Raw genomic sequence first — 11,679 nt, 5'->3', positions numbered from 1 at the left:
AGCTAAACGCATTTAAGCATCCGAACGTAATGAAACATCAGCCCATATTGACGACAGGTGCTTGTGCAATCGCTTTTCGATCTTCAAAGACCAATGGACTAAGAGGACGAAAACCAAAAGTCGTGCTAATCAGATTATTGGGAAATACCTCGCGGTCATTGTTGTAGAACATCACGCTGTCATTATAGTGCTGACGGGCAAAGCCAATGCGGTTCTCAGTATTGGTCAGCTCATCCATTAACTCTTTAATCATGCTGTCTGCTTTTAGCTCAGGGTACGCTTCCACGACAGCTGAGAACTGTCCTAATGCTTTGGACAACATACTCTCAGCCTTGGCAAATAGCGCCATGTGTTCAAGCGAGTCTGGCTGATGCTTGCTAGAATCCTGCAGACTCTGAGCATGGTTGCGCGCACTAATAACGCGTATCAGCGTCTCTTCCTCGTGAGACAAGTAACGTCGTATAGTTTCGACTAGGTTTGGAATCAAATCATGACGACGTTTTAGCTGTACATCTATCTGCGCAAAACCATTTTTTGCTTGATTACGGGCGCGTACCAACTTATTAAATATTGATGTACCAAAAATCATTACCAATACAACCACTACAATGAATGACCAAACAAACACTTTCATCGTCAGACTCCAATACGCTTTGTATTAATCTTATTGTTAATAAAAGTTACTGTATTGTATTTTAACTTATATAGTTTACTAAAAGTTCAAAATAAGACAAAAGACAGGCGAAAAAAAAGCCCTTTATAATGAAGGGCTTATTATCAGGATTCAATATTTGGGCTTATTTATATATTTTATTATCAAATTTTGGGCAAAAAAAAGCGACCCCATCAGCACATCCTCGGCACACATTATAACTATTACCGTTGCTACCTTCCGGTCCTGGCGGGATTCATAGAACAATGTTGCGAGGCTACCAATGGGGCCACCAGCTGCAGATTATACAAGAATTTTTCATTATTACAACCCCAATCGTAAAACTGTTCGCTTTTTATACTACATGCGCCTGTAACTTGAGTGACAAAATTCTCACAGCGATACTTTTAAATTTTGCTATTTTAGCTAAGAAGCTTAAATGCTATAAAAAATGCCAAATAAATAAAATGCATTTTTATGGCTTTCAAATTAACTTCTTCAAACACAATTACGTCATTCAGGAGATTATGATGAAAAACATATTAACTAGTAAAGCTGCTCTCAGCACTGGTACAGCACTTTTATTAACAGCGATGATGGGAAGCGCTCATGCAGCACCAACTGGCTACGACCAACTTACTTTTCAGGCAGAAGTAAAAGAAGAGATTCAAAACGATGAGGTCACTGCCAGCTTATATAAAAAAGCACAGGCAACCGATGCAAAAGCATTAGCAACCACATTAAACACTTCGATTAATAATGCTTTGAAAATCGCTAAACGCTACCCAACTGTCACCGTCAGTACAGGGCAACAGCGTACCTACCCACGCTATGATAAAAGCAATAAAATCGTTGGCTGGACAGGACAGGCAAATATCGATCTAAAAAGTACGGATTTTACCGCAACTAGCCAGCTGATTGCTGATTTACAAGAAACCTTAGTGATGGAAAATCTTAGCTTTGGTGTTTCAGATATCAAAAAGAATGCACTAGAGCAAAAGCTAATGACTGAGGCTTCACGCGCTTTTCAGCAGCAAGCTAAAAATATGACCCGTGCTTGGGATGCACGCGGCTATCGTGTCGTCAATGTCAATCTAAACACTGGCAGCAATTATCCGCGCCCGATGTATAATGCAATGAGTATGAAAGCTGAGAGTGCTGATGCGTCGGTACCAAGCCAAAACTTTGAATCTGGTAACAGCACCATCTCAGTCACTGCCAATGGTACGATTGAGTTGACTAAATAAAATACAGTCAAAGTTATATGAAAAGATGAGTATGAATAAAGGCAATCGCTGATATCAGTGATTGCCTTTATTTTTTAGATAACATTATTCATCATAGGCTACTTTATAGCTGGTTGCTCAAGAGTCATAGGTGTGTCTACTTGTGGTTTATTAAAGGTTTGCATATTAGGCTGTTTGCCATCTTGACGCAGTTTTAACAACACCTTTTGATGCCAAGGCAAGCGCTGATAAGCCAAAAGCTGCTCAGCAATTTTTTTATTATTTTGCAATGTCTGCGTATTTTGAATCACATAAATAGTTCGTGATATCTGCTTTAACGTCTGCCCTTTCGCGTTTTTAATCACAGCATGAATAACATGAGAGCCCGGTAGGATATCAACCGTAGAAATCGAAGCGCTTAAACCTTGAGCTACCTCATTACCATCAAGCATAATACTCACACTATCGCCTGTTTGTAATGCAGGTTTGATTTGTAGAGTAACCACGATACTTTGCGCCGGACGACGATAGGCGCGCTCTTCGCTAGGCTCAATCATCGTTAATTGATAACTGACGCGTGGTGCTTGAGTTGCGCTTGAAGCACTTGCCATCGCTGGCGGTATTGCATTGCTAGTGACCATTGGCTTAGCAGGTGCAATAGGATTACTATCTACTGCGGTGCTGTTATTAGTAGCATTATTGGACGTAGAGCGAGTGTCCGTTATAACAGAAGTTTCACTAATTTTCTTGCCCGGTTTATTTTCGTAGTTCTGCGGGCGATCGGTAAAGGTGACTTGACCCGTTTTTTCATCAATGACTTTATAAATAGCAGCGGCATTTGCAACAGGCATCCAAAGACTAGCCGTGCTAACTATAAAACCCGTCAGCAGGCTTAAAGTCACACTTTTATTCAAAAGATTACTTTTTGATAATAGAGTCATAGTCAGTCAGCCTAATAGATACTTATTATTAATATACAGATGAAACTATTATGCGTTACTTTTCATATTAAAGCAGTATCGTCTGCACAGAAATTTTGTCAGCTCAGTCAACACAAATATTCAAGAGCAAAAAAAACCAGCTAAGATCTACTTAACTGGTTTTTTATTGAGCTTTTAAATTTTTAACGACAAATTAGCAGCTGTAATATAAGTCAAATTCTACTGGATGTACAGTAATGTTGACGCGCTGTGCTTCTTCTTGTTTTAGAGCAATATAAGCCTCTAACATCTCTTTGGTAAATACATCGCCTTTTAATAAGAACTCATGATCATCTTTTAGTGCTTGTAGCGCCACTTCTAAGTTTTCAGCGACCGTTGGAATCAATGCTTCTTCTTCTGGTGGCAAATCATATAAGTTTTTATCAGCCGCTTCACCTGGATGCATTTTGTTTTGAATACCGTCAATACCAGCCATCAACAACGCCGCAAACGCTAGGTATGGGTTGGCTGCTGGATCAGGGAAACGTGCTTCAACACGCACTGCTTTTGGGCTACTAACGTGCGGAATACGGATAGACGCTGAACGGTTAGATGCTGAGTACGCAAGCTTGATAGGCGCTTCATAATGTGGCACAAGGCGCTTATAGCTGTTGGTCGATGGATTGGTAATCGCATTAAGTGCACGAGCGTGTTTAATGATACCACCGACAAAATACAATGCCGTTTCAGACAAGCCCGCATATTCATCACCAGAGAAAGTATTGACACCATCTTTTGAGATTGAGATATGGACGTGCATACCAGAGCCATTGTCACCAACGATAGGCTTTGGCATAAAGGTTGCGGTTTTTCCAAACTGATGAGCAACATTATGTACGGCATATTTGAGTTTTTGCACTTCATCTGCTTTGCGTACTAGAGTGTTAAAAGCAACGCCAATCTCTAACTGACAAGGCGCAACTTCATGGTGATGGACTTCGATACAACCTTCACCAATCATATCTTCAATGCGATCGCACATGACGGTACGCATATCTTGTGCGCTATCAACCGGTGGCACTGGTACATAACCGCCTTTGACACGTGGGCGATGACCCATGTTACCCCACTCGTAGTCTTTATTAGTTGACCAAGCGGCTTCTTCAGCGACGATTTCATGACTGACACCAGACATGCCCACAGACCATTTTACTTCATCAAAAACAAAGAATTCAGGCTCAGGACCAAAATAGGCAGTGTCACCAATACCGGTAGATTTTAAATACTCTTCAGCACGGCGCGCAATAGAACGTGGATCACGGTCATAACCTTGTAGGGTTGATGGCTCAATGATGTCACAAGTCACAACAACCGTAACCGCATCAAAGAATGGGTCAATAAACGCCGTATCAGGATCAGGACGCAATATCATGTCTGATGCTTCAATCCCTTTCCAACCAGCAATCGATGAGCCATCAAACATTTTGCCATCTTCCATCGATTCTTCATCAACGCTATGAGCTGGAAAGCTCATATGATGCTCTTTACCGCGGGTATCAGTGAAGCGGAAATCAACCCATTTAGCGTTGGATGATTTGATCAGATCAAGTAGTTTATTTGACATAGATAGTTTCCCTAGTGATTATCATGGTACTGAAATTATGGTAATGGCTTTGTATTACTAAACAGTGCTGAGGTTGAAGATAACGGTTTTTACTCGTTATTCATACTAACAGCCAGTATCTGTCTTTATTATTAATGACACATTTTTATCAATCAGACAAATGCAATTGCTATATTAGCAATATCTCGCTAATAATGTTGCACTCTTCAGACGCCGATTGATAAATAGTTTGTGCTGCAAGGCAATACAAGATACTTGTATGCTAGGGAGATGCAACAGCCATGCCAACCTAGCTAGTTTCATTACTCTATATCATCAAATTTTTAGTTTATTACTAATAAATACAGTCGGTTAAATAAAGTACAGACTAATTTTCCAGAAAAAATATTGACTCACATTTGCTTCTAACAATGAATATCAACGATTCAATATCATAATATTAGCATCATAATAGTGCATAGATAAGAATATATTTAGTGCACGTGCACCATAGTGGAACATTTACAAATATTTTTTGAAAATATACTTTTTTTAGCAGCGGTAATGGTGCCAAGTTGCCGTTCCATTAACGATTAAACATACTTTTATCTATCGACATTCAATCTATAGAATCATCACATTTGATAGACGACAAAATAATGTTAATATAATGATGCCATAAAATCTTTAACATTAAGTGACATAGCAAACTGCCATACAAATTTATTAATCAATGCCAACAGTAAACATCTCAATAAGTTGAAGCCCTCATGATTCTGATGATCGATAACTACGACAGCTTTACATATAATATTGTACAGTACTTCGGTGAATTGCAGCAGGACATCACCGTCTGTCGTAATGATGAGATTAGCATTGAGCAAATAAAAGCGCTTGCGCCTGACATCATCGTTATCGGTCCTGGACCTTGCACCCCTGATAGCGCCGGCATCTCACTTGAATTGATTGATACTTTTAAACACATGATACCAATACTGGGTATCTGCTTGGGTCACCAAGCTATTGGACAGGCGTTTGGCGGTAACATAGTCAAAGCAAGCGAAGTGATGCACGGACGCTTATCCGCTATTTACCATAATGGAGAGGGTGTGTTTATGGATTTACCCAATCCTGCACAGTTTACCCGCTATCATTCACTGGTCATTGATAAATCAAGCTTACCAGAAGGCTTTGAGGTCACTGCTTGGACACAACATATCGATGGCAGTATAGAAGAAATCATGGGTATTCGTCACCGTGACTTTGCCATTGAAGGGGTACAGTTTCATCCTGAATCCATTTTAAGCGAGGCTGGCTATCAGCTGCTTAATAACTTTTTACGAGCGCATCATTTGGCTGTTATAGACACCGATAATTTGCCACAGGTGGGCTAAGGCTAGCCGCTAGAAATTATCTAAAAATTTAAAATAATAATAAGTGAGAATATGATGACCACTGCTCCTTTGCAGAACGTACTTTCAAACGTAACCCGTACGCCAGAAGATATCCATCAGTTGTCAGATGACAGTATCCATGAGCTACTAACCACCGCATTAGGTAGGATTTTTCAACACATTGATCTGACCTTTGATGAGATGTATCAAGTGATGCTAATCATCATGCAAGGCAGATGTAGTGATGCCATGATGGGTGCTATTTTGACCGGTCTGCGTATGAAAGGCGAATCAATCGATGAGATTACCGCCTCAGCAAGTGCTATGCGTGCACTAGCGTCAAATATCGCCCCAAAAGACTGTGACTATATGGTCGATATCGTTGGTACAGGTGGTGATGGTGCCAACTTATTTAATGTCTCTACAGCGGCAGCGTTGGTAGCAGCAGCAGCAGGTGCACAAGTTGCCAAACATGGTAACCGCGGTGTTTCAAGCAAATCTGGTAGTTCGGACTTGCTTGAGCAAGCTGGTATCAGTCTATCGCTGACACCTGAGCAAGCTCAAGCCTGTATCGAAGACCAAGGTATTGGCTTTTTATTTGCGCCAAACCACCATAGCGCCATGCGTTATGCCAATCCAGTACGCCGTGAGCTAAAATCTAGAACGATTTTTAATATTTTAGGTCCACTCACCAACCCTGCTGGTACGCCCAATTTGGTGATTGGCGTATTTACCGCGCAATTATGTGAACCTTTAGCAAAGGTCATGAAAAATCTAGGCGCGCGCCACGTGATGGTCGTCGGTGCAAAAGATGGTTTGGATGAAATAAGTCTCGCAACCTCGACCACGGTGGCTGAATTAAAAGATGGTGAAATTTCTGTCTATGATATGATGCCAGAGGATGCAGGTATTGATTCACAAACCTTGATTGGGCTTGATGTTGACTCACCAGCGCAAAGCCTTGAGCTAATACGTGCCGCTTTGTCAGGTACAGAGACACATGAACGATCAGTGCTTAAAGCGCGCGATATGATTGCGTTAAATGCAGGCGCAGCGATATATACTGCAGGACTTGCAAGCAACTATCCAAACGGTGTGAGCCGAGCACAAAAAATTATCCAAAATGGCGAGGCTCTAGTGAAGCTTGAGTCTTTGGCACAATATACACAGAAATTGGCAGCCAATGCTTAACTTATAAGTACATAAACCTAGCCATCATAGACTATTTATCTTTAACCATATTTGGATACCGCCATGACTACTAACAAAACAGTTGGCTCACATATTCCTTCAGTATTACAACGTATCGTTGCTACCAAACATGAAGAGGTTGCTGCTGCTCGTAATCTGTTATCACTTGAGGACTTACAAGCGAAAGTCGTGGCAGATAAACAACCTCGTCGCGGTTTTGCCAGTGCATTGCGCGCCGCTAATATCGGTATTATTGCTGAGATAAAAAAAGCCTCGCCTTCTAAAGGTATTATCAATCACAACTTTGCGCCGGCTTTATTTGCTAAGCAGTATGAGCAATCAGGCGCAAGCTGTCTGTCTGTATTAACAGATCGCGATTACTTCCAAGGTGATGATAGCTACTTGGTCCAAGCACGTGAAGCTTGTGATCTGCCGATATTACGTAAAGACTTTATGATTGATGTCTATCAGATTTATCAGTCATATTTACTTGGTGCAGATTGTATATTACTGATTATGGCGTGCCTTGATGACGTACAGGCGAAAGAGCTACATGCGCTTAGCATCGAGCTTGGTATGGATGTGTTGATAGAAGTGCATACGGCAGAAGAGCTTGAACGTGCCCTACAACTGCCACATTCAGAGCACAATATCTACGGTATCAATAACCGTGACTTAAATACCTTTGATGTGGATTTGCAGACGACACTTGATTTAAAGAACGCCCTATTACGCGAGCTTGCTATTGATGATGCATTTTCTGCTAACCCTAATGATAGCTTGCTACGACCGCTCATCGTAACCGAAAGTGGCATTCACAGCAGTAACGATATCCGCATGATGCTAAGCCATAATATTCAGCACTTTTTAATCGGGGAACAATTTATGAAAACCGATCATCCTGGACAAGCATTACAATCCTTACTTGCGAGCGTCGCAGCACAGGCGTAAAGTAAGTGAGATAGTTTAGATAAAGCCAATATGAAAATAATCATTATCTTTATTACTTACTCAATTAATCATTTATTCACTAACCAACGATACATTAATTATTATGTCAAACTCTCTATTTTCAAAAGAAATGCAAGACCAACTTAAAGAGCTTAAAGGTCAATTGAGTAAAGGTCGTGATACCGTGTCACCTGATGGCGACGACGGTAAGCCCACTGAGCCTGTCTCGCTATTGACTCAAAAGCAAGTTAAAAAAACCGTCAAACAGATGGATAGCGAACATATTGATGATGATAAAGTCTTGTTCATGCAAGCAATGAATGGTGTCAATCAACTCGACGATAAAAACGTACGTTCACCTGCCAATGCCGCAAAAGCCAAAAAGCCTGATGCAGCGACACTGTCTAAACGTGCAGCCGCTCAAGGTGGCGAAGCAAGCGACTTGGGCGCTGGTTTATCAGATATGCAGGCTTTATTGAACCCTGTTGCTGGTGAAGCCTATTTATCTTATAAAAACCCTACCTTACAAAACAAAATTTTTACCCAGCTAAAACAAGGTAAATTACGTTGGTATGATGCTGTAGATATTCATGGTTGCACTATTGAAGAAGCGCGTGTAGCAATGACTCAATTACTCAGCCAAGCAAAGCAAAACAATGAAACATCGGTAAAAATCGTCCATGGTAAAGGTAGTGAAGCGATTCTAAAAACTTGCGTCAACGGTTGGTTACGTCAATTACCAGAAGTGTTGGCATTTTGCTCAGCCCCGCCAAAAGATGGTGGCAATGGCGCTGTATTGGTATTATTAAAAAAGAATAAGCCTGATAGCGAATAAGCTCTTTGGTTTAGGAACAAAAAAGGACTGCAAATAAGCAGTCTTTTTTTATAGCTGTATTTAACCTATATTCAGTAGGTAAATTTAATTATTTAGGACAAGTCTCTCATGGACGTACAAAATACTGAAATAATAAAAACCGTTAAAACAATTGAAAATAATGAACAGCTAAAACTTCACATCGATGCACTTATTGCTATTGAACCAAAATTTGCTCCTATCTATGAGCAAGTCGGTGCTCCAGACTTAAGACGTAATACTGGCGGCTTTGAGCAGCTAATGAGAGCGATAGTTGGTCAACAGCTATCTGTAGCGGCGGCTTCCAGCATTTGGAAAAAACTGCTTGATGCTAACCTCACCTCACCGCAAACGATTATTCAGGTAGAAGACGATATATTGCGAACACAAGGGTTATCTAAGCAAAAAATTCGTTATACGCGCTCATTGGTTGAGCATGATATCGACTTTGAAGCATTAACCACCATAAGTGATAAAGAAGTGCTTGAGATACTCACTGCCGTCGTTGGTATTGGCTGTTGGACGGCTGAAATGTACTTATTATTCTCTTTAGGACGAGCTGATGTACTGGCGGTCGATGACTTGGCGATTAAAGTCGCAGCGATGGATTTGCTAGGTCTAGCAGAACGTCCAACACCAAAACAATTAAAAATGGCGACCAAAGATTGGTCGCCACATCGGAGTGCTGCTAGCTTACTACTATGGTCACATTACGGCTGGCTAAATAATAGAAAAGCAGTGCCTTTATAATAGGCTATCTTACTAAATGCTTCATACCTTAGGGAATCTAAAGCTCTTTTTAACCTGCTTGAACTTTAGTTTTGCTAAATTATAACCACGATTTTTATGAATGCGTTTGTATCTATTGTCGATCATATCCTTTTTTAAGCCATCTTTGGGTTTATCTGCGGTCTGCTCATCATCAACAGCATTCACATCTTTGCTTAAATTAACGGCTTCAGACTTATCATCAGCAGCATTTTTTTTATCAGCTTTCTTTTCAACCGTCTCGCCTTCTTTACTTTCATGATCTAATTCAGCCTGAAGCTCTGGTTGCTTAACAATCAGCTGCTGTGTTGGCAGGGCATGCTCTACATCATACTTTCTAACTTGCATTAATAGATCAACAAATAACACGTCTTGTTTTTCATAAAATTCGATGATACCAGTGGCATTGATATAGGCTTGCAATTGAATAATATAACAATCTTGACGCAACTCTAAAATATTGACTTGGTTCCATTCTTGATTGGTTAATTCATGCTCATCCAAAAACGTATCCAAATGCTTTACCATTTTAAACACAACATCGATATCAGCGGTACGCTTGATATATAGCTGATGCAAAAAGCGGAACATATCACGCGAGGTAAAGTTTTCAATTTGCATCGATGAAAAATCACCATTAGGTACTGTGACGATAGTGCGAGTCAAAGTACGCACGCGCGATGAGCGAATACCAATATCGATGACGGTGCCTTCATAGGTACCAAACTTGCAATAATCACCGATACGTACGGGCGAATCTGCCACTACTACCACACTACCGACTAAGTTTTCGATGGTCTTTTGCGCACCTAATGCTAACGCTAAACCACCGACACCTAATGCCGCAATACCCGTCGTTAAGTCAAAGCCCAAGTTACCAAAAGTGACGATGACTGCAAATATCAATAACAGTGCTTTGACGACTTTGCGTAGTAGCCCCAAAATTGAGACCCGTTCAGTATAGTTTTTCTTATAGCTTAAGTTCACTGCACGGGTAAATAATGCATCGATAATGCGTAATAACAACCACGTTATCGCCACCCACGAAGCAATCTCAGCGAAACGGTTGACAGGCTCGCGCAGGGTCACTGACACGCCCGCATAAACCATCACCTCAGATAAAATCAGCGCCATAATCACCACCGCTAACGGCAATATCACTTTATCTGGCAATGGTAGCGGCACATCACGGACACGAGGGTAAGTGATTTCTAATAAATGATACAGTAGCCATACTGCGATGTAGGTGAACAAAAAACTACTAATAGTCATCATTAAAGCGGCTACCAAATCAGCCAACTGATAACCAAAAAGCTTTTTGCCTTCTAAAGAATCAATGGTATAACGAGAAACCAAAGTCGGCTCATAGTTCTCTATCGCCTCTGGTATTGAGCTGAGTGTATCGGTAGAAAACTGCCAATATTGCTCACCTTCTTTTGACACCACTCTTTCAAGTAATAGAGGAATGCTGGCATCACTGACTTTGATGACACCTACATTTTCTTGGCTTGGCGGTAGCTGATCGGTCAAATTGCCTTCAGGCGTATTATTAATCTGTAGATCAGCCTGAAAACGACCACCTGCATCGAGAGCTTGCTTGAACTGTCGTACAATGGTTGTGGGATTATCAGATTTAGATAGGTTTAAGTAATTACTCGCCAGCAAATAATCATTTTCCCCCAATGCTGCAATAAATCCTTGCACCGTATGCCGAGGCGTATCGCGTCCGAATGAATCAGGTATCGATGTGCCATCCCCTTCCTCAGTCTTAGTCCCACCCACACCCAGTATGCTCGTCTCAGCTGCCAACGCACTAGGCTGCGAGAGGATACTAAGTGCCATAGCAACGAGTAGTGTTATCACGATTAATGGTAATTTCATCAATGACATCGATAAAGATGGCACGGCAGTGGTATTCAGACGATGTTTAATAAACAAAACAAACCTCATGGCTTTATGAATGGCATAACGAAAAACGGGGGAAATCTGCCTTATAATAACAATTATGATGATCAAAAATATCACTAGTGAACAAAAAAATGATAAATAGCTTTTCCCTTGCTTAAAACACCCAAAGATAGCCAATAGTGAATAATATTCACCCTATGATGAATAAACATT

Annotated in this window: 10 protein-coding genes and 1 other RNA gene; 6 read left to right on the top strand and 5 right to left on the bottom strand. The window is 40.9% G+C overall.

The genetic code is table 11. The features are described 5' to 3' along the window. Positions 1–37: 37 nt before the first annotated feature. A complete protein-coding gene (locus tag JMX75_RS09760) occupies positions 38–634 on the bottom strand; it encodes a LemA family protein (RefSeq protein WP_201532178.1) in 597 nt (198 codons plus the stop codon). Between the two features lie 207 nt (positions 635–841). Then, an RNA gene (gene ffs, locus JMX75_RS09755) (signal recognition particle sRNA small type) lies at positions 842–938 on the bottom strand. 244 nt (positions 939–1,182) lie between these two features. On the opposite strand from ffs, the gene JMX75_RS09750 reads away from it, so the two are divergent. Beyond that, positions 1,183–1,899, top strand: coding sequence for an SIMPL domain-containing protein (locus JMX75_RS09750; protein WP_201532177.1), 717 nt, complete (start codon positions 1,183–1,185; stop codon positions 1,897–1,899). Positions 1,900–1,997: 98 nt separating this feature from the next. Here JMX75_RS09750 and JMX75_RS09745 read toward each other — a convergent pair whose 3' ends face one another. Next, a complete protein-coding gene (locus JMX75_RS09745; RefSeq protein WP_227673161.1) occupies positions 1,998–2,729 on the bottom strand; it encodes a DUF4124 domain-containing protein in 732 nt (243 codons plus the stop codon). Positions 2,730–3,012: 283 nt separating this feature from the next. Continuing rightward, the gene (glnA, locus tag JMX75_RS09740) at positions 3,013–4,422 is read right to left on the bottom strand and encodes a type I glutamate--ammonia ligase (RefSeq protein ID WP_011513771.1); all 1,410 of its coding nucleotides are present in this window, start codon (positions 4,420–4,422) and stop codon (positions 3,013–3,015) included. A gap of 749 nt (positions 4,423–5,171) precedes the next feature. Between glnA and JMX75_RS09735 the strand changes: the two genes are divergently transcribed. The 5 genes from JMX75_RS09735 to JMX75_RS09715 all read left to right on the top strand — a co-directional run bounded on the left by JMX75_RS09735 (position 5,172) and on the right by JMX75_RS09715 (position 9,540). Next, on the top strand, positions 5,172–5,795 hold the full coding sequence (locus JMX75_RS09735; protein ID WP_201532175.1) for an anthranilate synthase component II: 624 nt from the start codon (positions 5,172–5,174) through the stop codon (positions 5,793–5,795). A 51-nt stretch (positions 5,796–5,846) separates the two neighbouring features. After that, complete coding sequence (gene trpD, locus JMX75_RS09730) at positions 5,847–6,986, top strand: anthranilate phosphoribosyltransferase (RefSeq protein ID WP_201532174.1); 1,140 nt, start codon at positions 5,847–5,849, stop codon at positions 6,984–6,986. Positions 6,987–7,049: 63 nt separating this feature from the next. Beyond that, entirely contained in the window at positions 7,050–7,937 is an 888-nt protein-coding gene (gene trpC / locus JMX75_RS09725; protein ID WP_201532173.1) for an indole-3-glycerol phosphate synthase TrpC, read from the top strand. Between the two features lie 103 nt (positions 7,938–8,040). Further along, the gene (locus JMX75_RS09720) at positions 8,041–8,772 is read left to right on the top strand and encodes a Smr/MutS family protein (protein WP_011513775.1); all 732 of its coding nucleotides are present in this window, start codon (positions 8,041–8,043) and stop codon (positions 8,770–8,772) included. 108 nt (positions 8,773–8,880) lie between these two features. Further along, a complete protein-coding gene (locus JMX75_RS09715; RefSeq protein ID WP_201532172.1) occupies positions 8,881–9,540 on the top strand; it encodes a DNA-3-methyladenine glycosylase family protein in 660 nt (219 codons plus the stop codon). A gap of 21 nt (positions 9,541–9,561) precedes the next feature. Here JMX75_RS09715 and JMX75_RS09710 read toward each other — a convergent pair whose 3' ends face one another. Further along, a complete protein-coding gene (locus tag JMX75_RS09710; protein WP_201532171.1) occupies positions 9,562–11,508 on the bottom strand; it encodes a mechanosensitive ion channel family protein in 1,947 nt (648 codons plus the stop codon). Positions 11,509–11,679 lie beyond the last annotated feature (171 nt).

It is taken from the genome of Psychrobacter sp. LFX-11D (assembly GCF_904846475.1).
Taxonomy (GTDB): Bacteria; Pseudomonadota; Gammaproteobacteria; order Pseudomonadales; family Moraxellaceae; genus Psychrobacter; species Psychrobacter cryohalolentis.
This window is presented reverse-complemented; position numbering and strand designations above follow the sequence as displayed.